Origin of the sequence: Pseudomonas sp. Irchel 3A5, assembly GCF_900187575.1 — a bacterium.
Lineage (GTDB): Bacteria > Pseudomonadota > Gammaproteobacteria > Pseudomonadales > Pseudomonadaceae > Aquipseudomonas > Aquipseudomonas folii.
Genome location: NZ_FYDU01000026.1, coordinates 22,767 through 46,372, shown reverse-complemented (window position 1 = coordinate 46,372; position 23,606 = coordinate 22,767). Strand labels below are relative to the sequence as shown.

Sequence of the window (23,606 nt, the reverse complement as noted above, 5' to 3'; positions counted from 1 at the left end):
CGGTCCTTATGGCCCTCAAAACACGCATGAAGGCGAACGGGAAGGCCCCGAAGGAAATCATATGTGCGGCCATGCGCAAGCTGTTGCATCTGGTGTACGGAGTGCTCAAGTCGGGGAAACCCTATGACCCTGACATCGCGCTTGCTCGATGAGGGTCAAGACGGTATCTACAATAAAAACTCAAAGTCAGGTAAGTGCATTTATTTGATAGGAGCAAGCTCTGTTCCCACAGGGATTTACGAACCACCCAAAATTGCTTGCAACACCCCACAGTGAAATATTTCGCAACCTCCCTCTAAAACAGTCGATCACAGCACTGGCCCGGGCAACTTCAGTGCTTGTGGTTCCGGCCAGTGCTTATCCTGATCACATCACCTGCCACCCCGGCGATCACGGAGATTGAGATGAATTCTGCACTGACTGAAACCCAACGGTTGCTCGCCCTGCGTGAGCAACACATCCCGCGCGGCATCATCACGGCTCACCCGGTTGTTGCGGCGCGCGCCGAAGGCGCCCAGCTGTGGGATGTGGACGGCAAGCGCTATCTGGATTTCGTCGGTGGCATCGGCGTACTCAACGTTGGCCATAACCATCCTAAGGTTGTCGAAGCGGTAAGGCGTCAGGTGGGTGAAATTTCCCATGCCAGTTTTCAGGTCGCGGCCTACGAAAGCTACATCGAAGTCGCCGCACGCCTGAATACGCTGATAGGCGGCGAAGAGCACTACAAAAGCATCCTGTTTACCTCGGGTGCCGAAGCAGTGGAAAACGCGATCAAGATCGCTCGCAGCCACACCAATCGCACGGCGGTGATTTCCTTTCGGGGCGGCTTCCATGGCCGGACCCTGCTGGGCGTGACCCTGACCGGTATGAGCCAGCCCTACAAACAGAATTTCGGCCCCCTCCCGGCCGAGATCTACCACGCCACCTACCCAAATCCTTATCGCGGGATCAGCAGCGACGACGCGCTGGCCGAACTGGATGAACTCTTTGCCACCGACGTCGCGCCTGATCGGGTTGCGGCTATCCTCATCGAGCCGGTTCAGGGCGATGGTGGTTTTATTGCGGCCTCAAACGAATTTCTCCAGGCCTTGCGGGCGCGCTGCACGCAACACGGCATCGTGCTGATCCTCGATGAAATCCAGACCGGCTTTGGTCGTACCGGCAGGATGTTCGGCTTCCAGCACTCGGGCATCAAACCTGATCTGGTGACCGTTGCAAAAAGCCTCGCGGGCGGCATGCCGTTATCCGGCGTTGTTGGCCGTGCCGACATCATGGATGCGCCGACACCGGGCGGACTGGGCGGCACGTACGGCGGCAACGCGGTGGCTTGTGCGGCGGCGCTGGCGGTGCTGGACCTTTTCAAAGAGCAGGATCTGCTGGGGAAAGGCGCGAAACTCTCCACACAGCTGCATCAAGGTTTGCTGGCCTTGCAGACACGTTACCCGCGTATCGGTGATGTAAGAGGCCTGGGTTTCATGCTGGCAATTGAAATGGTGGCAGCCGACGACAAGCAAAGTCCGGACGCTGCGCTGGCACAAAAAGTTATTGATGAAGCGCGCCATGCCGGCCTGCTGGTGATCAAGTGTGGGGTGCACCGTAACGTGGTGCGTTTCCTCGCACCGCTGGTGACCACCACAGAGCAGGTGGCAGAAGCTTTGCAGATGCTCGACTCCGCACTGGCTGCGGCCTGCTGAGACCCGCGCGGCAAGACCTGGCCCGGCCTGTTGGTGCAGCGCCGGGCCGGGTTCGGAACACGGGTGCGGAACGTGACGGAACCGAGAGCTGTTACTCAGGAGCGAATCATGAAAGTCACCCAGTACAAGGCATTGGGGTTTTCCTTCGGAACACTGATTGATCGAGAACGGGGCATTCTTGAGGGGCTTCGACCGCTGGCAGTGCAAGGCAATCAGGCGATCAGTGATGAACAGTTGCTGAGCGCCTACCGAAGTACCGCCGACCTGCTGATCAGCAGTGGATCAGCGGGCAGCCCGACCGCCTTTCACGGTCAGTTGTACCAACGTCTGGCTCACCAATTGCATACCATTCCTGACTGGGATCAGAGTGTTGCTTTCAGTAGCTCCTCTGATCACTGGCCCATATTCGAAGATGTTCCAGGTGCCTTGCAGTACCTGAGCAAGTTCTACCGTTTGATACTGATCGCCCCACCTCACGGCATCAATGTGAGTTCGCTGACAGACCGGTTGCCGCTAACGTTCGATGCAGTCATCGAGCCCGTTGACAGCGACTGGCACACGAGCCTGGATGCCGCGTTACTCCAGCTGGAACTGGAGCGATCAGAATTGTTACCGGTGCGTAGTACCGAGGCGGACGACCCGTGGAACGAGCGGGTGGATTTCCCCCTATGTACATTGCGACGGGGTCATAGCCAGCCGTGGAATCACTCACCGCAGGCACTGGATGGCAAGCGCTGTGAATACGCCAGCCTGGCAGACCTCGTCCACGCGCATCAAAAAGCACTGCACGCCTGAGGTGAGCAGTCTGAATTTTGAAATGGCGAGGACTGAACCATGGACGCGGCAACGAAGCTCGATCGTATCGACATCAACATCCTGGTCCAATTGCAGAAAGACGGGCGAATGACCAACGTCAGCCTCGCCGAAGCTGTCGGCCTGTCTCCCAGTCCTTGCTTACAGCGGGTCAAACGGCTCGAATCGGCCGGTTACATCAGCGGCTACGAAGCCCACGTCAATCTGGCCAAGTTCGCCAACTCGGTCACCGTCTTCACCGAAGTCACCCTCTCCGACCACAAACGTGGCGATTTCGTGAAATTCGAATCCAGCATCCGCAACATCGACGAGGTGCTGGAATGCCATTTGATCAGCGGCGGTTATGATTATCTGGTGCGATTCCTGTGTAGCAGCATTCAGCACTACCAGGAATTGATGGAGTCGATCCTGGACAAGAACATCGGGATCGAGAAGTACTTCAGCTACATCGTGATCAAGTCACCGGTGGTAAAAAGCACCGTGCCGTTGCGGAGTCTGGTCAGGGCGGTTTGACACACAAGACTCGGTTACTCCTGGCAAACAATGACGCTCTCCCGGCTAAAGCCGGTCCTACAGGGCATACACATCCGTAGGACCGGCTTTAGCCGGGAGGGCGTCAGATCAGTCACTACATAACGCAGGGTGCTGAATGCTGTGAATCAGTTACAAAATTGCACCCTCCGATCTGGAATGCTTTTTCTGTAGCAAGCTGCCGAAGGCTGCGAAGCATTCATTCTGATACACCGTCATCGCAGCCTTCGGCAGCTCCTACAGGTTCAATGTTTGACGCAAAACAGCGTAGCGCCATAATCACCGGCCAATCACATCCAGCAGTTGCTGCCACCCTGCAGCCAGGCGCACGCCGGGCGCGCGGAATGCGTGCATGGGAATGGGATTGAATTTGTCGCCGCAAAGTAAACCCAGATCGACCTTCTCTCCGGCCGTCATCTTCGCCAACTGCCCGCCCATGTACGTCGACATGGCGACTCCACCGCCGTTGTAACCGATCGCGTAGAAACTGCGTTCGTCCAGTTGTCCTGCATGGGGCAGATAGTCCAGAGTCATGGCGACCAGGCCAGACCAGCGGAAATCCACCTGGTAATCACGCAGTAAGGGAAAAACCTCCCCCATGCTGCGCTGCAAGGTAAGGAATGCACTCTCGGAATCGTTCTTGCCGAAGGCACCACGGCCACCAAAAATCAGCCGGTCGCCCACGACCCTGAACCAGCGCAACATGCGTTTGGTGTCCCCACACACCTGCCCCCCCGGCATGATCTGCGCCAGTACATCGGCTGGAAGCGGCTGAGTAGCAATGATTGCACTGCGAAACGGGATCAGGCGTCGATGCAGGGTGTCGGTGACACGGGTCTGATCGGAATAGCCATTGGTGGCGTAGATCACCTGCCGGGCGCTGATTCGCCCTTGAGGGGTCATGACAATGACGCGGCCCGCCTCATGACGAACCTGATTGGCAGGACTGTTGATGTACAACTTCACGCCGCGATCAGTCAGGCTTTGCGCAATGCCCCGAGCGTAATTGAGAGGATGAATGCCGCCTGCTTTGGGCGTCAGCAAGCCACCGGTAAAAATCTTTGACCCGGTGGCTTCGCGAACCTGCTCGGCGCTGATCATCAACGACGAGGTGCCACCGGTTTCGCGCTTGATCCAGTTAGCCGTGGACTCAAGCCCGCCTAACGCATGAACGTTATGCGCAGCGGCAATGTGCCCGCCCATGTGCAACTGCGCCCCGGACAGGCCAAGGCTTTCGACCATTTCCACCAGACTGTCCACTGCCGCATAACCGGTGCGGTACATCTGCAAGGCCGTGTCTCGGCCAAAACGCTCCATAAGCGTCGGAAAGCCTACCCGGAACTTGGGCGAAACCACCCCGCCGTTACGCCCGCTGGCGCCCCAGGCCAAGGTATTGGCCTCGACAATCAATGGTTCGCGACCACTAAGGGCAATGTGGTGCGCCGCAGACAAACCGGTATAACCGGCACCGATGATCACCACGTCGCACTGGCGATCACCTTCAAGGGATTGCAATGCGGGAGAAGGCCGGGCAGTGGCCGCCCACAGGCTCTGAACAGTCATGGCGAACATCCAGCTAAAAAGAGAAAAGGCGCTCGCAGCAAGGCCAGAGCGCCAGAGTCGTCACCCAGCGTCAGTCAGCCCAGTTCTTTCTCGACCGCGTCCGCCAATTGCGCCAGCGAAGTGAAGTGGTAATGCGGTTCCACGCGATCGGACTCAAGCGTACCTCCAGTCCCTTTTTGCGCGAAGCGACGTTCGATCCAGCAGGTTTGATAGCCCAGACGCATGGCCACGCCGATGTCGTGGTACTGGCTCTGTGCAACGTGCAGGATGTTTTCGAACAGGATGCCTTGAGTCGCCAGCACGCCGCGGGTGTAGGCAAAGAACTGTGGATCAGGCTTTTCGAAACGCACGTCGTCAACGGTCACCCGCACATCAAACGGTTCCTCCAATGTCTTGGCCATTAGATCCAGTGCCCATATCTGCGAGTTGGTGGTCGCAACCAGTTTGAAATGCTTGCGCAGACGCTTCAGCGCCTCAATCGAATCAGGGAACGCAGGGAAATTCTTCACCGCAAGGCTCAGGCCCTTGGCGTATTCGTCGTTGTCGGGCAGTCCCAGTTTCGAGGCGATGACGTGGTAGCAGCGCTCCAGATCATCCGGCCACCAGCCTGAATCGGTTTGTGCACGAGCCTCGCGATAGGCTTTGAGAATGTCGTCATCGCTATGGGCTTTACCTGCTTCGCCCGTCACTTCACGAACATGAGCGAGAATGCCGGCTTCAAAATCAATGAGGGTGCCAACGACATCGAACGTCAGGGCTTTGAATTGCTTGAATGACATAGGGCGCTCCGCAGGATATTCATGGGGTCGAGCAAGCTGGTTGGCTCATTATCAACGTGCTTCCCTCATGAAATATTCCGTTTTTCACGGACCTTGAAGCATAACCTACGGTTTTTCCACGTTGTGCGGCACACCTGATCTCAATGACCTGACTGAAGAAGTCCCGACAGCCCCAAATGAGGGTAAAGCGCGTCCACTTTTGCGACGTCGGCACGCATCTCTTCGATGATCCAGTCACGAACACTTTCGACCACCGGGCGCACCGGACGATTCGCTGGAGTCACCAGACAACACCGACGCTGTGTGACATGAACCTGTTCGGCGGCGGGCACCAACTCGCCTTTGACCAGGCTGTTCGAGACGACCGTTAACCAGCCCAGCGCCATCCCCTGCCCCAGCAAGGCAGCCTGCACGACCACTGCATAGTCAGAAAAAATCAGGGCATTTTCCACGCGCCCGGACGAGCCAAATTCCAGTGTCCAGTCCCGATCCTGATTGTCCATGCAGATCATCGTCGGCGGCTGTTTTTTGCCTGCATCCTGCAAGACCTGCTGGAAATACTGGGGGTTGCAGACGGGCAAGGTTATTTCCGGAACAACCAGTGTATCCGTGGCTTTCAGGCTGCCTGAATCGATGTAGCGCATGCCCAGATCGACATCCACCAAAGGCCCGCCGATTCGGCCTGACATCAGCTGATATCGCATGTCCACACTGGGAAATCGCTGACTGAAGCGGCTCATGCGCGGCATCAACCAGTGGGTCGTGAACGCCGTTGAAACGGACAGCGTGACGGTTTCGATGCCCGTTGCGCGGGATTCAATTTCGCTGATCGCCGACTCGATGGTGCTGAATCCTTCCTGCACCCGCCGGTACAAAATACTGCCGCTCTCGGTGAGTCGCGCACCGCCCCGCGTGCGCTCGAAAAGCTGCACGCCGAGATGCTCCTCGAGACGCGACAGCATCCGGCTGACCGCTGGCTGGCTGACGCACAGTTCATCCGCCGCCCGGGTGAAGCTGCCACACCGCGCAGCCGCTTCAAAGACGAACAGAGAACTTGAACTGGGTAGCTTTCGGCGAAGATTAGACATGACCTGAGTTTATGCCTGAAGCAACTATTAGTAAGTTGCCGGATGCAGAAATTGATGCTTATTCTTGCGAGCGACCGAGTGTGTGTTTTGCAACGATCAAGATCCTCACTCGCCCTTTTCTGCTCTTCCCGACGAGACCGCGCCTGATTATGGAAAACGCCCTGAAGTTTTATATCAATGGTGGCTGGGTAGCACCCGCCGGGGACTCGCAGCTGGCAGTCATCAATCCGGCCACTGAACAGCCCTTCAGCCAGATAGCCATGGGCAATCAGGCTGACGTGGACGCCGCAGTCGCCGCGGCACGCCATGCATTCCCGGCATTTGCCCGCACGACGCCCAATGAAAGGAAAGTCCTGATCGAGCAGATACTGGACGTATTCATGCAGCGTTACGACGAGATTGCCGAAGCCATCATGGCCGAAGTCGGTGCACCAAAAGCACTTGCCTACGACTGGCAGGCCGGTATCGGCAAGCGTCATCTGCAACAACTCCTGCGCACGCTGGACACGTTCGCGTTTCAGAAAACCAACGGCAATACCCTGATCAATCTGGAGCCGGTGGGGGTCGTTGCACTCATTACACCCTGGAACTGGCCCATCAATCAGATCGTCTGCAAAGTCGCTCCAGCGCTGGCGGCAGGTTGCACAATGGTCCTCAAGCCCAGTGAAATAGCCCCTCTCAATGCAGTGCTGTTTGCCGAAGTCATGCATGAAGCGGGTGTGCCTGCCGGGGTGTTCAACCTGATCAATGGCGACGGGCCAACCGTGGGTGCTGCATTGGCAGCTCACCCCGGAGTGGACATGGTTTCATTCACCGGCTCGACGCGTGCCGGGGTGGAAGTCGCACGCCTGGCGGCGCCCTCCGTGAAACGCGTGCATCAGGAACTCGGTGGTAAATCGGCGAATATCCTGCTGGACGATGTCGATCTGGAGAAAGCCGTCACCTCAGGGGTCAATGGCTGCTTCGGAAACAGCGGACAGTCCTGCAATGCGCCTACCCGTATGCTGGTGCCTGCTGCGTTGCATGATCAGGCAGTGGAAATCGCCCGGCGTGCGGCCCTCGCCCATCAGGTGGGTGATCCAACCGACCCGCAATCGACCATGGGACCGGTGATCAGCGACCGGCAATTTCAAGCCATCCAGCGAATGATCGCCATTGGCATCGAAGAAGGTGCGCAATTGGTGTGCGGTGGCCTGGGCCGGCCCGAAGGCCTCGAGCGTGGCTACTACGTGAAGCCCACCGTGTTTGCCGGAGTGACGCCGGACATGACCACCGCCAAAGAGGAAATCTTCGGACCGGTGCTGGTGATACAGGCCTATGAAGATGATGAGCATGCCGTGGCTCTGGCCAATGACAGCGTGTTTGGTCTGGCCGGTTACGTACAGTCCTCCAGCCTGCAGCGGGCCCGGGAGATTGCGTTGCAGCTTCGGGTCGGCGGCGTCTACATCAACCATCCCGACTGGAACCCCGGCGCGCCGTTTGGCGGTTACAAGCAATCGGGTAATGGCCGGGAATATGCAGAGTGGGGACTGGAGGCGTTTCTGGAGACCAAGGCGATTGTGGGCTTCCACCCTTAATGATCCCACCCTATCTCTCGCCAGCTCAAATCCCAGTGGGAGATTCCATGTTTACCCGCAAGCTGATTGACGACGTGGGACCGGCTTTAGCCGGGAAGACGGTATTTCTGCAGATGAAGATTCAGCGTCTGTCCCGGCCTCTTCCCGGCTGAAGCCAGTCCCACGTCAGTGACTCTTGCAGGAGCCGGTAGGCGCGAATTCATTCGCGAGGAGGCCGGTACATCCGCAGCCTATGTGTTGCCTGAGCCATCGCCCTCCCGAATGAATTCGGTCCTACCATACTGCGTCTAGCCCACGTTACCGGTAGGAGCGAATTTATTCGCGAGGAGGCCGGTACATCCGCAGTCGGTGTGTCGTCTGCAATACCGCCCTGCCGAATGAATTCGGTCCTACCATACTGCGTCTAGCCCACGTTACCGGTAGGAGCGAATTTATTCGCGAGGAGGCCGGTACATCCGCAGCCGGTATGTCGTCTGAAATACCGCCCTCGCGAACAAGTTCGCTCCTACCCAGCCTTGATCAGGTCTGCAATCCGCTCCGCAATCATGATCGTTGGCACGTTGGTATTGGCACACGGAATAGACGGCATCAACGACGCATCACACACCCGCAAGCCAGTGACACCAATGACGCGTCCATCACTGAGGGTGACGGCCAGCGGATCATCGGCCCGGCCCATGCGGCAGGTGCCTGACGGATGCCAGGTGCCGCCGACATTTCGCCTGACAAACCCGGTCAGTGCCTGATCATCAGCGAGCAGTTTTTTCAGCGTCACACCCTGAGTAACCAACCCGTGAACAAGCCACGCCCGAAACGGCCCGGCCACGTCCAGCAAGAGGCTCAACACCCCGCGCAGCATGCCGTTGATCGCGCCAGGCTGAGCGACTTTAGCCACCCGGGGCGAGTAACTGGTGGGGAATGCCACGCTACGAAGCGCGCCGAGGTGCGGAGCTGAAAGCGTGACCGCACCAAATTTCAGTGCCTGCTTGAGGCGCTCCAGGTCTCGTGGATCAGACAGCATATTGAAGTTCACTTCCGGTTCCTGAGCCGGATCACTGGAGACCAGTCGTACACGGCCTCGGGAATAAGACTTGTTGACCCAGAAAAACATTGTGCCCAATCGATACCCCAAAGAGTGCCAGCCGGATCGCGACAGAATCGCGCCATGCATGTCGCAAGGCACGGTGTCCGGCAAACCCGAGGAAAAGCGCACGATGGCTTGCTCGTGGTGCTCGTCGGGGAACGCCGTGCGCCCTGCTTTGCTCAACAATGCCGAGACCGCTATCGATGGATGCTCCATCAGATTACCGCCGACACCTGGACGGTCAGCTACGACGAAAATGCCTGACTGGACCAACTCATCGGCGGGCCCGATGCCGCTGCGCATCAATACTGCCGGGCTGTGGATCGCCCCGGAACAGACGATCACTTCTTTGGCGAACAGATCAATTGAGGAGCCGTCCGCCTGGACAATGCGCGCCCCTATGGCCTGATGGGACTTGAACAGCACACGGTCAACCAGACATTCAGTGCGTACTTTCAGATTGCTGCGTTGGCGCACCTCATCGGACAGATAACACACCGAGGTGGGAATCCGCTCACCCTCAGGACTGACGCCAATTGCCCCGACATAAACACCGGGTTCCCAAGGGCCGTTCTGATCCGGCTTTGTCGCCAGACCGCCCTCACCCAACACGTTCATGACGGCTTTGACAAAAGGTGAAAGAAACTCCTGCGCGGTGCGGCGAATCCTCAGAGGACCTTGCTTGCCGTGCAGCGGTCCGTCGAAATCGGTATCGTTTTCCAGTTTGCGGAAGTACGGCAGGCAATTATCCCAATTCCACCCCTCGGCACCGAGTCGCTGCCACTCGTCATAGTCGTCGGGCGCGCCGCGATTGGTCATCAGGGCATTGATCGCCGAACCGCCGCCCAGCAAGCGTGCCTGCTCATAACGACGTTCGGTAGAGAGTTTGCCCATTAGCGCCGTCAGCTGTCGCCAGATATTGCGGGTATCCAGGTAAGCACGCCCCGGATAGCGGCTGCGAATCTCGGCAGGCATGTTGCCCGCCGAGATGTCGCGCCCCGCTTCAACCAGGCACACACGCTTGTCAGCATCCTCGGACAACCGTGCAGCCAGCACGCAGCCTGCAGAACCGCCGCCCAGAATCAGGTAATCGAGCACTTTCAAGAGGTCGGCCTACTGAACAAACTTGAGCCAGCGATCCTTGGCCGCAATGCCTGCAGCCGACGACCACCACTCTTCAGACATCAATGCCTGCTTCGCGGCGTTATCCGGTGAGCTCGGCAGCTCCTTGGCCCGCTCGGCGGTCAACTTGCCGGTGCCAAACGCCGCCGGGTTACCGGGACCGTAATCGATATACATCGGCAGGTTGGCCTGCAGGTCCGGCGAGAGCGCTTCATTGACGAACCGGACCGCAGTTGCATAGTTCGGCGCGCCTTTGAGAATGCACAATTGGGTGTTTTGCAGAATGCCCTCGTTATAGGTGAAAGCGACGTCAGGATTATCCTTGCGGACTGCGCTGGCGCGGCCGTTCCAGATCATCAACATGTCCACTTCGCCGTCGTTGAGCAACTGCGCCGACTGACCACCCGAGCTCCACCACACCGCGATATCCGGTTTGATCTGCTCCAGCCGTTTGTAGGCACGATCAACATCCAGTGGGTAAAGCTTGTCACGAGGCACGCCGTCCGATAACAGTGCTGCTTCCAGCGTCCCCATCGGGTCGTTGCGTAATGAGCGCGTCCCCGGAAAGTCCTTCACGTTCCAGAAGTCGGCCCAACTCTGCGGCACCTTCTTCAATGTTTTGGTGTTATAGCCCAGAACCGAGGAATAAAACTCATAGGCGACAGAGTAAGGCGTGCGGTAGGCCTCCGGCATGGCCTGAACATTGGGCATCTTGCTCAGGTCGAGTTTTTCGATTAACCCTTCGTTGCCACCACGAATACAATTGGAAGGCGGCGTATCGATCACATCCCAGACCGGCTTGCCCGCCGAACCCTGAGCCTTGACCATGGGCAGAGCATCGGGGACGCTGTCTTGTTTGATGGTGATGTTCAGACGCTTGGCTGCGGGATCAAGAATCGCCTTGGTCTGGGCTTCCTGATAAACCCCGCCTTGGGAAACGAAGGTGATTTCTTCTGCCGATACCGACATCGCGCACGATATCGACACGCACAACAGGGATAAGACTGAACCCACTGAAACGGTTTTCATGGCAAATCTTCCTGAACGTAGAATGATTCGGCAGCTGCAAAAACCCTGTTCTGAACACCCTGCAAAAACGAACGCATGCTCAGGTTTAAGTTTTATTGTTACCGAGCGGGTCGGCAGGACGTTACAAGAGCCGGGGCCTGTCCGGCAATGCACCAATAATCATTACTGACATGATCTGTCGTTATGCGACTTGCCACCTCCGCTGTTGGAGCGAGGCTTGCCCGCGAATCATGCTTGCAGCGATTCATCCATCAGCCGACCTGACGCCTTCGCGGGCAAGCCTCGCTCCAACAGATCTCGTTAGACTTCAGTATCCCGGCACCGCAAACGGGAGTCGTTTAGCCAGCTCCTGCGCGAGGTATCGGGTGAACAGCGAGATGCGCTGCGGGATGTGGCGTCGATGTTGGTAGACCGCAAAGATATCGCCACGTGGCGGTTGATAATCTTCCAATACCGGCACCAGCCGTCCACTTTCCAGATGCGCCTGCACATCCCAACGGGAACGCAAAATCAAACCGTGGCCGTCAAGCGCCAGATTCATCGCCACTTCCCCGTCGTTGCTCGACAGCGTGCCACTGACCTTATGAGTGAAATCCTGACCGTCTTTCTGAAAACGCCAGATCGCGTAATCACTGCCGAACTGACGCAGCACGATGCAGTTGTGCTCGGCCAGATCCGCTACGCGCGTCAACACCGGCCGACCTTCCAGATAGTGGGGTGACGCACAGAGAATTCGCGGATTCTCCAGCAGGCGAATGCCGATCAACCGTGAATCTGGCGGCTCCCCCATGAACACGCCAATGTCGAACTGATCATCGAGCAAGCTGACCGGCTGACTGGTCAGTTCCAGGGAAATCTCCAGTTCAGGATGCAGCCGGGCAAAACCGGACACCACGGGAGCCAGATGCCGTCTTCCGAAACCTAGCGTGGCATTGATTCGCAGACGCCCATGCAACGTTGGTTGGCGACTGTTCAGGGCACTTTCCAATTCTTCAAGTTGACGCAGTATCGGCCGCCCTCCTTCCAGATAGAGCACGCCTTCAGGAGTCAACGATAACCGGCGCGTAGTGCGCTGCAGCAGTTGCACGCCGAGCCGCGCCTCAAGTTGGCTCAAGCGTTTGCTCACGGCTGGCAGCGACAACCCCAACTGACGTGCAACTTCGGTCAGGCTGCCGCGTGTGGCCACCTGCTGAAAGAAGCTCAGGTCATCGATCATGGTCATCGATTATTTCCTTGAATCTAAGAATGGCTTTCGCGAATGACTAATTATTAATCCAGAGACACTGCATACACTGAGCTTCGTTCACCATCAACTCTGGAGTCGAAACTCATGAGCAAGCCCCATTACAAAATTGCCGTCATCCCTGGCGATGGCATAGGCAAGGAAGTCATGCCCGAAGGCGTACGCGTGCTGGACGTGGTGGCCGCGCAGCACAACCTGGAGTTGCAATGGGACTGGTTCGACTTTGCCAGCGCCGACTACTACCTGGCCCACGGCAAAATGATGCCCGACAACTGGTTCGAGATTCTCAAAGGCTACGACGCGATTTACTTTGGCGCAGTGGGCTGGCCGGACGTGGTGCCTGATCACATTTCCCTGTGGGATTCCCTGCTGCAGTTCCGCCGTGAGTTCGACCAGTACGTGAACCTGCGCCCCTGCCGCCTGATGCCTGGCGTAAAAGCGCCGCTGGCCAATCGCAAACCGGGTGACATCGACTTCTGGGTGGTGCGTGAAAATACCGAGGGCGAATACTCCAGCGTTGGCGGCAAGATGTTCCCGGGCACCGACCGGGAAATCGTCCTGCAGGAAACCGTCATGACCCGTGTCGGCGTCGACCGTATCCTCAAGTTCGCTTACGACCTGGCCCAGAGCCGTCCGAAGAAGCACCTGACTTCTGCGACCAAGTCCAACGGCATTGCGATCACCATGCCGTATTGGGACGAGCGCGTCGTGGAAATGGGCAAGAAATACCCTGACGTGAACGTCGACAAGTACCATATCGATATTCTCACCGCGAACTTCGTCCTGCATCCGGACTGGTTCGACGTCGTCGTGGCCAGCAACCTGTTCGGTGACATCCTCTCCGACTTGGGGCCGGCCTGCACCGGGACCATCGGCATCGCGCCTTCGGCCAACATCAACCCTGAACGCAACTTCCCGAGCCTGTTCGAGCCGGTGCATGGCTCCGCCCCGGACATCGCCGGCAAAGGCATCGCCAATCCGATCGGCCAAATCTGGTGCGGTGCGATGATGCTTGAGCATCTGGGTCATCCAGAGGCCGGTGCAGCAGTGCTCACCGCGATTGAAACCGTGCTGGCCATGGGTCCGGAAAACGCACCGCTGACTGCTGATATTGGCGGTAAGGGCAATACCGAAGCGCTGGGCAAAGCCATCGCGGCTGCGTGTGAGCGATAAGGAAAGTCGGAATTCACTGCCGACTGAATTGAAATGCACGGTCTGTAGGAGCGCACGAGCACCGCGAGGCCGCGATGGCGGTGTATCAGACAGGACGCCATCGCGGCCTCGCGGTGCTCGTGCGCTCCTACAGGTCTGTGTATGTTTTGCATCAGCGTTGTTTCAGGAACACACGGCGATCTTTTATCAAAATTAACGCACACGCCATTGAGGTATGGTTTTCGCGGCACCGGTTGTACCCCAACTAAACCGAACCCCGCGTGCCGACATCGGTCTGCTCCTGTATCACTTTCAGGAAGATCGCCTTTATGTCCACGCAACGCAGCCTCACTCTCCTCGCCCGAAGCGGCTATGCCGCTCGCGGTGTGGTGTATCTGATCATTGGTATTTTTGCCCTGCTCGCCGCCCAGGGTTCGTCTCAGCCCAAAGACAGCCACAGCAGCCTTGAAGCGCTGTTGAGTCAGCCCTTCGGCAACGTCATGGTCGCGATTGTGGTGGTCGGCCTGCTGGCGTTTGCAGCCTGGCGCGTTCTGCAGGCTACTCGCGATGTGGATCATCACGGCACAGAATTCAAAGGTCTGGTGATTCGCACTGGCCTGATGGTGGGTGGCGTGACCTACGGCGCGTTGGCCTTTTTTGCTTTGGGTCTGTTAATCAGCGCGCTCAAAAGCTCCGGCGATTCAGGCGGTAAAACCCAGGACCTGCTCGCCACGGTTTTGTCCTGGGATCATTCGAACATTCTCGTTTACCTCGTGGCACTGGTGCCGCTCGGCGTGGGCATCACCCACATCATCAAAGGCTGGAAGGCGTCTTTCGAGAAGTACTTCGAAGCCGACGAAGAAGTCATGCGCTATGTCCGTCCGGTGTCGCAATTCGGCCTGATTGCCCGAGGTGTGGCATTCATCGAAATCTCTGCGTTGCTGGCCATCAGCGGTTCAAGCTATCAGGCCATGCACCCACCGGGTCTGAAAGACGCGCTCAACGGCCTGCAGGATCTGCCGGCCGGAGGCATTGTGCTGATGATCGTGGCCTTGGGGCTGATCGCATTTTCGGTGTACAGCTTTGCCGAAGCGGCCTGGCGCAAGATCAATATGGACGTGCCCGATGCACCGCATGCGGTCACCAAGCATTTCAACTGACGGAGAACGTCAGCGAAAGTTGTCCCGAAATAATACCCATTGCTGGCCCCTCGCCTCCTAGCGAACTTGGCAAACTTGCTTTCTTTTCAGAAGCTTAGGGGCTGGCATTTATGCGGATTCTTGTATTGACCGTAGCAACGCTCGCGCTGGCCAGCGTTTCACTGGCGTCGCAGGCCAAAGACGTTACTCAGAGCGGTCGGTCGATTTGCACGTGGGGTTCGGGCATCGCCGCAGGCGCCCAGGAATCGAAACTCGCCGGAATCACCCTATACGGCGCACGCAAGAAATTACAGGGTCGCAAATTCAACCAGCCCTGGATGCGCATGACCGCCATGGGCATTACCGAACAGACCTATAAAAGCACGTCGCGGCTCAAACCTGCGGCCATCAAACAGACCTATTACGAACAATGCATCAAGCACGAACTGGCGAAACGCTGATTCTTTATCCTGACACTTCGCTCTCGCGCAGCAACAACAATGGGACCTGTGGGAGATTCTGTGTTGGCCTGCAAACTGATTGACGACGTGGGACCGGCTTTAGCCGGGAAGGCGGTAGTTCTGCCGATGAAGATTCAGCGTCTGTCACGGCATCTTCCCGGCTGAAGCCGGTCACACGTCATCAATGATTCCTGTGGGCGCTGCCGAAGGCTGCGATCGCGGTGTACCAGAAGAAATGCTTCGCAGCCTTCGGCAGCTCCTACAGATTAATATCGCCGCGAGAAACTGCGGTAGTTTTTACCCAATCAAACGAACGTCGCTCCCCGCGTATTCACGAACAAGGAATAGACCGAGTGGCTGCCAGCCATGAACAGTCGGTTGCCCTCACGCCCGCCAAAGCACAGGTTCGGGCAACGCTCCGGCAAGGAGATGTGACCGATGGCTTTGCCATCCGGATTGAACACTCGAACACCGTCGAGTTTTTCCGGATCAGCCTTGGGATCACTGTTGCTGCCCCAGCCGCACCACAGGTTACCGCTTTCATCACACTTGATGCCGTCAATACCGGCGAACTCCAGCCCTTCAATGTGCTCGCGGCGCAGTCCCAATGTGCCGTCGTCGTTGACAGCAATGGCCCAGATAATCCGGTTGGGTTTGGCTCGACCTTCAACCACGTAAAGGGTTTTTTCGTCCGGTGAAAAACACAGGCCGTTAGGCCCTGCCAGATCGTCAATCACCCGACTGACCTTGCCGCTCGCGCCGTCAATGCGGTACACCGCGTGGGGCAACTCAGGGGTGACTTTGTGTCCTTCGTAGTTGTTGCCGGTCTGGAACGGAGGATCGGTGAACCACACCGAGCCATCGCGTTTGCAAACGATGTCGTTAGGCGAGTTGAAAGGCTTGCCCTCGTAGTTGTCGGCCAGCACGGTGATGCTGCCGTTGTACTCGGTGCGGGTCACGCGGCGGCCTTCCTTGCTGGTCGTCGAGCCTTCGCAGACCAGCAAGCGACCCTGCCGGTCACGGCACATGCCGTTGGAAAAGTTAGAGTTGTCGCGGTAAACCGACAGGCCACCGGTGACTTCATCCCAGCGCATGATGCGGTTGTTGGGGATATCGCTGAACAGCAAGTAACGACCGTCACCTACCCACACAGGGCCTTCTACCCAGCGCAGGCCAGTCGCGAGGCGTTCAACGCTGGCATTGAAAATGCGCAGGTCCATGAAGCTGTCGTCGAGGATGCTGACGAGCGGATCTGGATAACGCTGACTCAACGGCTCGGCGGCGCTGGCCAGTCGAGGCAACGCAGCGCTGCCCAGGGCGGCCACGCCTGCGGATACTGCCAGCGACGTTTTGAGGAATGCTCTGCGACCATGGTCGGCGGTTGTGTCCCGTTGCGATGAGTCCATCGTGCATCTCCGTTATTTTATTGTTGGACGGGGTGCTCGTTGTACATCGGCTCAGGTCATCGTACAAGTGTTAAGGACGAGGGTTTGCCCGCTATCAACGTGCCGGTAAGCCCTCGCACTTTGGGCTGATACCGGGTAAATCAGTAAGGGCTGGCGGTAGGGCGCACGATCAGTTCACTGACGTCGACATCGGCTGGCTGCTCAACGGCGTAGGCAATTGCCCGGGCGATGGCCAATGCCGGGATGGCGATTTTGCGGAACTCGCGCATCTCGGCGCGCCCGCCTTCATCAGAAATACTGTCAGCAAGCTCAGACTCGGTGACGCCCGGGGAGATCACGGTGACGCGAATGTCGGCACCGGCTTCCTGACGCAAGCCTTCGGAAATCGCCCGTACGGCGTACTTGGTTGCGCAGTAGACCGCCGCAGTCGGACTCACCGCATAGGCCCCGATGGAAGCGATGTTGATGAATTGCCCCGCTTGCTGTTTCTGCATCAAGGGCAACCCGGCTGCAATGCCGTGCAGCACACCACGAATGTTGACATCGATCATCTGGTCCCACTCGGACACTTTCAACGCATCCAGCCTGGACAGCGGCATGACCCCGGCGTTGTTGACGATCACATCGACACGACCAAACTGGCTAACGGCGTAGTCGACGAAGGCTTGCACATTGGCCCGATCGGTCACGTCCACTGCCTGATACTGCGCGCTGCCACCGGCGGCAACCAGCTCTTTGCAGAGTTCTGCCAGGCGCTCCGTACGCCGCGCACCGAGCACAACGTGCGCGCCCTTCTCGGCCAGCAGCCGCGCGGTGGCTTCGCCGATACCGCTGCTTGCGCCGGTGATTACCACGACTTTGTTTTTGATGTTCGACATGATTATTGTCCTTATCCGAGTGGTGAGCCAGATGGCTCGATACGCATTCAGAGTAAGGCGATAACGCGGGAGCAATTAGACCGATCCTTCGGAGTGATTGCCTGATTCTGCGATGGGGTTTGCGGAGAAAAACGAACAGCTGTAGGACGGGGCTTTAGCCGGGAGAGCGTTATCCTGACCGGAAAACAGAGTGGATTTAACGCCCCTCTCCCGGCTAAAGCCGGTCCTACGGTGTTTATCAGTTCTTCTCAGGTGTCTTGAGCGACTCTGGAACCTGGGTGGTTGGCACAAAGGTCTTATCTTCTTCTGCCTTGGCTTCCTTGGACTCGGCCTGTGCTTCTGCAGCCTTGGCATTTTCCTTGGCCGCATCGGCAGCTTTGTCCTGTGCTTTCTCAGCGTGCTGTTGGGCTTCCTGCGCTTTGTCTTCGGATTTCGGATCGCAAGCGGCCAGACCAAGGGTGGAAGCCAGCATCAGACTGTAGGCAAGAGTTTTAAGCATGGGGTGAATGTCCCTGATTGAGAATGTATTGCTTCGAACCGCGGGCTAGAGCGTTGGTTCCATAAAAGCAGAACGTCCCTTCATTCATCATGCATTGACATTACCGGTCCGGACGAAAGAGTACCGGTCAATGTCTGTCCTTAATTGCCAACCTTGCTTGCGCCAATAATCAGCAGCCGCATGGTTGGTTTTAAAGACATCGATGTGGCACTTGAAAATGCCTTCACGTTCGAGACTGGAAAGGCAGCGCTCCACCAACTCATTGGCAATGCCCTGCCGCCGATACTTATCCAGTACCAGCAAATGCTGCAAATAACCTCGTCGCCCATCGTGACCACACATCACGCAACCAATAAGTACGGAATCTGCCTCAGCTACGAAGCTCATTCCGGGGTTGCGTTGCAGATACCTGGCAGTCGACTCGCGAGAATCTGCGTCCCGGACAGAAACGCCGGGCGTGCTGCTCATGAGGGCAATGACTGAGTCGCAGTCGTCCATGGTCATGATGCGAATAGTGAACATTGAAAGTGCTCGTCGGACATGGATGTCGACCGACGAGGCTAGCAGAAATCGGGGGCGAAAAAGTTGCACTTGTGCTGCAGGGAAGGAATGGCCATGATGCCGACGCCAAAAAAGGCACAATGACATCACCGCATAGCCGCCCGAAGTGGCGGTACGCGCATGAGTAATGGATAGAAACAATGACTGGAGCCGTCATGAAACACCTGAAAATCGCCGCCCTTCTGATGCTTTCCACCGTACTTTTCGGCTGTGTCAGCAGCCGCTCCGTTATAGACGTACAGACGCCACAAAGTGCAAATGGTATAGGTCAGAAGGTGACGATTACCGCGATCGATGAGCGTCGTTTTGAAACTGCACCGAAGCAGGCAGACACGCCTTCACTGAAACATGCTGAAGAAATCTCCGACAAGAAAATCACCGAGCGCGCCATTGGCAGGAAGCGCAACAGCTACGGCATGGCTATGGGTGACGTATTGCTTCCTGAAGGCAAAACCGTTTCTCAACTCATCGCAAAAAGCGTCGCTGAAGGTTATCGAAAGGCCGGTTATCAGGTGGTCGAGGCTGCCGAAAAGAACGGTGAGACCCAGGCTGTGACCGTGCATATCACAGAGTTCTGGTCATGGTTTTCGCCCGGTGCGTTTTCAATTGCCGTCAACAACAAAGCGCGCCTGAATATCACATCCACCGGTCAGCCCTCCCCAATCAGTCTGATCACTGACAAGCGCGAATCCATGCAACTGGTCGTGGAAAGCGACTGGAAGGTGATCACCGAGGAAGGTCTGCAGGCGATCACCGAGGCAACAGTCAAAGAACTGTGCGCCAAAGGGTCCTGCAAGAAGTAAAACGGAGGCGCAGTTCAGGAACTGTCGGGGTGCGACGCCGACAGTTCCTGCTGTGATCAAGCGCTGTTAGAACGTAACGCTGGCGGTCAAACGCGCAGTACGTGGTTCGCCGACGTTGATCTGCAAATCGCTGCTTCCCGTACCTGACGGGTAGTACTCTTTGTCGAACAGGTTATCGACGTTCAACTGCAAGCGGGTCTTGTAGTCTTTGGTTGGCAGGTCCCAACGCAGGAAAGCGTCAGCAACGGTGTAGCTGTCCATGAAGAAAGTGTTTGCGGTGTCGCCCGGGCGCTCGCCTACGTAACGTGCACCGCCACCGACATGCCATTGTCCTGTCTGTTCAGGGAAAGCCAGATGGTGAGTCAGATAAAGACTGGCGGTGTGCATGGGGGCATTGCTGAGGCGCTTGCCTTCGTTCGTCGGGTCGTCAAGCACTTCTGTGTGGGTATAGGCGTAGGTGCCGATCATGTCCCAGCGCTCGGCCAGTTTGCCTGTGACGTCGAGTTCCAGGCCTCTGGAGCCTGCTTTGCCTGTTAGCTCATTGGTGGTAATGGTACCGACCGTGACTGGAGTCACCACGTTTTTCTTGACGATATCAAACACAGCAACGTTGACGTTCAACCGATCCGAAGGATTGTACTTCAAGCCAACTTCGTAGCTGCGTCCTTCTTCAGGATCAAAGGTCTTGTTGTCATCCGAGACGGTTTCGTTAGGTACAAACGATTCGCTGTAGTTGCCATATAGCGAAAGCGCTTCGGTGGGTTGATAGACGACACCGACAAACGGAACGAAGGCGTCACCATTGTCGTCACGCCCCACTACGCGGGTAACCAAACCCTGATCACTGTATTGATCATAGTGCTGCTGGCGTCCGCCAAAGACCAGAATCCACTGGTCATTCAAATGCCAGTTGTCCTTGAAATAAACGGACGTGGAAGTCAGTTCGTTGCGAGCATTGCTCTGGACTGAGTTAACAGTGCTGGGTTCAGCCAACCCACCATATTGAGGGTTATTGATATTGATTGATCCAGCGCCATTCCTGCCAAGCGCATTTCGATATGTCTTGCCTCGATACTTGTCGAGCGCTTCGTTGTCCACTCCAACCAATATGTCATGGCGTTGACCGAACAACTGCTGCTCGCCGATGAAGTCGAGGCTGGTATAGCGTGTCTCATAATCGTAATGACCGCCATTGGCACGACGAGTCAGCGTGCTGCCAGTCAAAGTATCGGGCTGGGCAATCGCCAGACTATAGCGATCATTGTTCCAGCCATACGTCACCCGGGTCTTCCAGTCGTCATTGAGCTGGTATTCAAACTTCGCGGTGGCGGTTTCGCTGATGCCGACGGTCTTGGCCCAGCGCTCATCCAGACGATCCTTGTAACTGGCCGCTGCAGGCTTGCCATTGGCGAATACGGTGCCGCGGTCGAACGGGCTGGAATAGTCGTTGTATTCGTAAGCCAGGGTCAGCTTGGCGCGCTCGCCGGTCCAGCTCAGGGAGGGAGCCACAAGCGTGTGCTCGTTGACCCCGTAGTTGCGCCAGTAATCTTCGTGGCCACGCTCGGCAACCAGCCGGTAGGCGAGCCCGGTATCTTCAATCGGTCCGGTGGTGTCGACGCTGAACGTGCCACCGCCTTCGCTGTAACCGGAGCCAGTGATCGTGGTGCTGCGGGTATATTGCGGCTGCTTGCTGACGACGTTGATCAACCCGCCCGGCTCGATCGCGCCGTACAACAGCGACGCCGGCCCTTTCAATACCTCAACATGGTCAGTGGTCGCCCCGAGGTTGTGCCCCACCACCGAACGAATGCCGTCGCGCAAAATGCCCCCGTCATCGTTGGTACCAAAGCCACGCTTGATTAGCGCATCTTTGGTATTGCCCAGGGTGTTGGACTGCGACACCCCGCTGACAAACTTCATCGCATCGTCCAGCGACTTGACCTGAAAATCGTCAAGGGTCTGCTGGGTGACCACGTTGACTGACTGTGCTTCATCCCTGATCGGCACTTCCGATTTGCTTGCGGTGCTGCTGGTAGAACGAACATAAGGGCTGCTTTCGATATCACCAGCGGCTTGAATATCGGTGGCAGGCAGCTCGGTAACGGTGTCTTCAGCGTGAGAGAAGGCAGGCAGCAACACACAACCGAAAGCCAGGGAAACGCAATAGGCGCGACGCATTGGGATGAACACAGAGGACAATTCCGGGCACTAATGGGAATTGTTATTATCTACGAACCATTTCCAAATGTGTAGCGCTTTGCCTGTTGTCGCAATGGACGGATCGTCGCAGGGGTCAATGGGCTCGCTTGAGATAAAGCCGGGCAAAGGGGAACTCAGGCCGCTGACGCTTCTTGTCCGCTCATCCAGAAAAATCTTCGCAAGATTGGATCCCGCTTAAGGACAGGAAAGTCTTGCCGATAGGCTTAGGTAACCTATTCGCTTCCGTCAGGCGGAGCGGGTCATTTCCCAACGTTCTTCGAACAATCTCTGCAGGACATGCCGATGAGTTGGCTGCACGATGCAAAACTGTCGACCAAATTGATTACCGCCTTCGGGCTTTGCGCTTTTATCACCTTGGGCGTTGGCTTGCTTGGCAGCCGGGGTGTTTCTCAGCTCTCCGATAGCCTGAAACTGGTATTCAGCAATAACCTGGTGTCGGTGGCTAAAACCGCAGAGGCGAAAGCCAAAGCTGTGGAGCAATCGCGTGACATGTATCGCCTGTACATCGCCACCAGCACCAATGCACCGCAGAACGAAAAAGATGAACTGCTGGCGTCCATGAAGGCTAATCAGTTGGCTAGTGAGCTGGCCTATTCGACTTACCGCAAGACTCCCCTGGCCGATGACGAACGTCTGGCTGGCGACAAAATGGATAAGGATTGGCCGGTTTATCAGGAATTTGTGCAGAAGTTTGTGGCACTCATGAAAGCCGGTGATGTTGAGGGTGGCAACGCGTTGCTGCGCGGTGATGTGCAGAAAAGTTATCGGATTGTCATGGATGAACTGACGCTCATGGTTGAATCCAACAATCGTCAGATCGGCGAAGGTGCAGCAGACGCCGACGCCATGGAGTCTTCGGCAACGACTGCGCTTTACACCGGCATTACCCTGGCGTTCATTGCCGCACTTGCTCTTGGGTTGTTCATCAGTCGCCTGATCAGTCGCCCCATCGCAACAGCAGTAACCAGTGCTCAGCGCATTGCCAATGGAGACTTGACCCAGAATATCGTCAGCACCGGGCGCGATGAGGGAGGCCAGTTGCTCAGCGCGTTGAGCGATATGCAAATCAGCCTCAAAGGCACCATTCAGCAAATCTCCAGCGCCTCTGACCAATTGGCCTCCGCAGCCGAAGAATTGACCGACGTCACCGATAATGGCAGCCGTGGCCTGGTACGCCAGAATGACGAGATCCAGCAAGCAGCGACCGCTGTTACCGAGATGACGTCAGCGGTCGAAGAAGTCGCACGTAACGCGATTTCCACATCAGAAGCGTCGAAATCAACCAGCCTGCAAGCCACCAACGGTCGCGACAAAGCCCGAAATGCAGTGACCGCCATCAATAATGCCACCACTGAAATCGCGTCCTCCACCACCATGGTCGAAGACCTGGCCGTACAAGTCCGTGATATCGGCAAGGTGCTGGATGTGATTCGCGGAATTGCCGAGCAGACCAACCTGCTGGCCCTCAACGCGGCCATCGAAGCCGCTCGCGCAGGCGAGCAAGGTCGTGGTTTTGCGGTGGTAGCGGACGAAGTTCGCGCCTTGGCGGCGCGCACCCAGGCTTCGACCGGGGAAATCGAGGGCATGATCAACTCGGTACAAACCAGCGCTGACCAGGCCGTTCGCGCCATGGGTAAAAGCCAGTCTCTGGTAACCGACACCCAAAGCCTGGCTCAGGCTACCGGTGAAGCACTGGAACAAATCGCTGAGGGCATTTCGCAAATCAACGAGCGCAACATGGTTATTGCCAGCGCCTCAGAAGAGCAGGCCAACGTGGCACGTGAAGTGGACCGCAACCTGGTCAATATCCAGGACCTGTCGACCCAGACGGCTGCTGGCGCGCACCAGACCAACGCTTCCACCCAAGAGCTGTCGAATCTGGCGCTGTCGTTCAATAATCTGGTCAGCCGCTTCCGTTTGTAAGCAGCACATCGGGCAGCGCGGCTCGAGCGAGCCGCGCTGCT

The 23,606-nt window shown here is 57.1% G+C and carries 20 protein-coding genes; 9 read left to right on the top strand and 11 right to left on the bottom strand.

Annotated elements, in window-relative coordinates:
- Nucleotides 1–404: 404 nt before the first annotated feature.
- From gabT to CKW31_RS28670, 3 genes are all read left to right on the top strand, one after another.
- A complete protein-coding gene (gabT, locus tag CKW31_RS28680) occupies nt 405–1,694 on the top strand; it encodes a 4-aminobutyrate--2-oxoglutarate transaminase (RefSeq protein WP_095102457.1) in 1,290 nt (429 codons plus the stop codon).
- Nucleotides 1,695–1,802: 108 nt separating this feature from the next.
- Nucleotides 1,803–2,489, top strand: a complete 687-nt coding sequence (locus CKW31_RS28675) for a haloacid dehalogenase (protein ID WP_095102454.1) — start codon at nt 1,803–1,805, stop codon at nt 2,487–2,489.
- 39 nt (nt 2,490–2,528) lie between these two features.
- A complete protein-coding gene (locus CKW31_RS28670) occupies nt 2,529–3,020 on the top strand; it encodes an Lrp/AsnC family transcriptional regulator (protein WP_027900155.1) in 492 nt (163 codons plus the stop codon).
- Between the two features lie 297 nt (nt 3,021–3,317).
- Here the strand turns inward: CKW31_RS28670 and CKW31_RS28665 are convergent, their stop codons facing one another.
- The 3 genes from CKW31_RS28665 to CKW31_RS28655 form a co-directional block, all read right to left on the bottom strand.
- Nucleotides 3,318–4,601 carry an FAD-binding oxidoreductase gene (locus tag CKW31_RS28665; RefSeq protein WP_176470008.1) on the bottom strand — a complete coding sequence of 428 codons (1,284 nt, stop codon included), beginning with the start codon at nt 4,599–4,601 and terminating at the stop codon, nt 3,318–3,320.
- A 74-nt stretch (nt 4,602–4,675) separates the two neighbouring features.
- On the bottom strand, nt 4,676–5,380 hold the full coding sequence (locus CKW31_RS28660; RefSeq protein WP_095102451.1) for an HAD-IA family hydrolase: 705 nt from the start codon (nt 5,378–5,380) through the stop codon (nt 4,676–4,678).
- Between the two features lie 140 nt (nt 5,381–5,520).
- Nucleotides 5,521–6,468, bottom strand: coding sequence for a LysR family transcriptional regulator (locus CKW31_RS28655; protein WP_095102448.1), 948 nt, complete (start codon nt 6,466–6,468; stop codon nt 5,521–5,523).
- 149 nt (nt 6,469–6,617) lie between these two features.
- On the opposite strand from CKW31_RS28655, the gene CKW31_RS28650 reads away from it, so the two are divergent.
- On the top strand, nt 6,618–8,045 hold the full coding sequence (locus CKW31_RS28650; RefSeq protein ID WP_095102463.1) for an aldehyde dehydrogenase family protein: 1,428 nt from the start codon (nt 6,618–6,620) through the stop codon (nt 8,043–8,045).
- 505 nt (nt 8,046–8,550) lie between these two features.
- On the opposite strand, the gene CKW31_RS28645 is transcribed toward CKW31_RS28650, so the two are convergent.
- The 3 genes from CKW31_RS28645 to CKW31_RS28635 all read right to left on the bottom strand — a co-directional run bounded on the left by CKW31_RS28645 (nt 8,551) and on the right by CKW31_RS28635 (nt 12,502).
- A complete protein-coding gene (locus tag CKW31_RS28645) occupies nt 8,551–10,227 on the bottom strand; it encodes a GMC family oxidoreductase (RefSeq protein WP_095102460.1) in 1,677 nt (558 codons plus the stop codon).
- Nucleotides 10,228–10,242: 15 nt separating this feature from the next.
- Nucleotides 10,243–11,280 carry an ABC transporter substrate-binding protein gene (locus CKW31_RS28640; RefSeq protein ID WP_095102445.1) on the bottom strand — a complete coding sequence of 346 codons (1,038 nt, stop codon included), beginning with the start codon at nt 11,278–11,280 and terminating at the stop codon, nt 10,243–10,245.
- Between the two features lie 307 nt (nt 11,281–11,587).
- A complete protein-coding gene (locus tag CKW31_RS28635; protein WP_095102443.1) occupies nt 11,588–12,502 on the bottom strand; it encodes a LysR substrate-binding domain-containing protein in 915 nt (304 codons plus the stop codon).
- 108 nt (nt 12,503–12,610) lie between these two features.
- Between CKW31_RS28635 and CKW31_RS28630 the strand changes: the two genes are divergently transcribed.
- From CKW31_RS28630 to CKW31_RS28620, 3 genes are all read left to right on the top strand, one after another.
- On the top strand, nt 12,611–13,696 hold the full coding sequence (locus tag CKW31_RS28630) for a tartrate dehydrogenase (RefSeq protein ID WP_095102441.1): 1,086 nt from the start codon (nt 12,611–12,613) through the stop codon (nt 13,694–13,696).
- A 308-nt stretch (nt 13,697–14,004) separates the two neighbouring features.
- On the top strand, nt 14,005–14,835 hold the full coding sequence (locus CKW31_RS28625) for a DUF1206 domain-containing protein (RefSeq protein ID WP_095102438.1): 831 nt from the start codon (nt 14,005–14,007) through the stop codon (nt 14,833–14,835).
- A 110-nt stretch (nt 14,836–14,945) separates the two neighbouring features.
- On the top strand, nt 14,946–15,275 hold the full coding sequence (locus tag CKW31_RS28620) for a hypothetical protein (RefSeq protein ID WP_095102436.1): 330 nt from the start codon (nt 14,946–14,948) through the stop codon (nt 15,273–15,275).
- Nucleotides 15,276–15,580: 305 nt separating this feature from the next.
- Here CKW31_RS28620 and CKW31_RS28615 read toward each other — a convergent pair whose 3' ends face one another.
- The 4 genes from CKW31_RS28615 to CKW31_RS28600 all read right to left on the bottom strand — a co-directional run bounded on the left by CKW31_RS28615 (nt 15,581) and on the right by CKW31_RS28600 (nt 18,580).
- Entirely contained in the window at nt 15,581–16,681 is a 1,101-nt protein-coding gene (locus CKW31_RS28615) for an SMP-30/gluconolactonase/LRE family protein (protein ID WP_095102433.1), read from the bottom strand.
- Between the two features lie 140 nt (nt 16,682–16,821).
- On the bottom strand, nt 16,822–17,559 hold the full coding sequence (locus CKW31_RS28610) for an SDR family oxidoreductase (protein ID WP_095102431.1): 738 nt from the start codon (nt 17,557–17,559) through the stop codon (nt 16,822–16,824).
- 238 nt (nt 17,560–17,797) lie between these two features.
- Nucleotides 17,798–18,058: a hypothetical protein gene (locus tag CKW31_RS28605; RefSeq protein ID WP_095102429.1), complete on the bottom strand. Its 261-nt coding sequence runs from the start codon at nt 18,056–18,058 to the stop codon at nt 17,798–17,800.
- A gap of 87 nt (nt 18,059–18,145) precedes the next feature.
- Complete coding sequence (locus CKW31_RS28600; RefSeq protein WP_095102426.1) at nt 18,146–18,580, bottom strand: GNAT family N-acetyltransferase; 435 nt, start codon at nt 18,578–18,580, stop codon at nt 18,146–18,148.
- Nucleotides 18,581–18,774: 194 nt separating this feature from the next.
- Here CKW31_RS28600 and CKW31_RS28595 point away from each other — a divergent pair, with 194 nt between their 5' ends.
- Complete coding sequence (locus tag CKW31_RS28595) at nt 18,775–19,422, top strand: flagellar biosynthesis protein (RefSeq protein WP_095102424.1); 648 nt, start codon at nt 18,775–18,777, stop codon at nt 19,420–19,422.
- A 66-nt stretch (nt 19,423–19,488) separates the two neighbouring features.
- Here the strand turns inward: CKW31_RS28595 and CKW31_RS28590 are convergent, their stop codons facing one another.
- Complete coding sequence (locus CKW31_RS28590; protein ID WP_095102422.1) at nt 19,489–21,600, bottom strand: TonB-dependent siderophore receptor; 2,112 nt, start codon at nt 21,598–21,600, stop codon at nt 19,489–19,491.
- Between the two features lie 324 nt (nt 21,601–21,924).
- Here CKW31_RS28590 and CKW31_RS28585 point away from each other — a divergent pair, with 324 nt between their 5' ends.
- Nucleotides 21,925–23,565, top strand: coding sequence for a methyl-accepting chemotaxis protein (locus tag CKW31_RS28585; protein WP_095102418.1), 1,641 nt, complete (start codon nt 21,925–21,927; stop codon nt 23,563–23,565).
- The last annotated feature ends 41 nt before the right edge of the window (nt 23,566–23,606 follow it).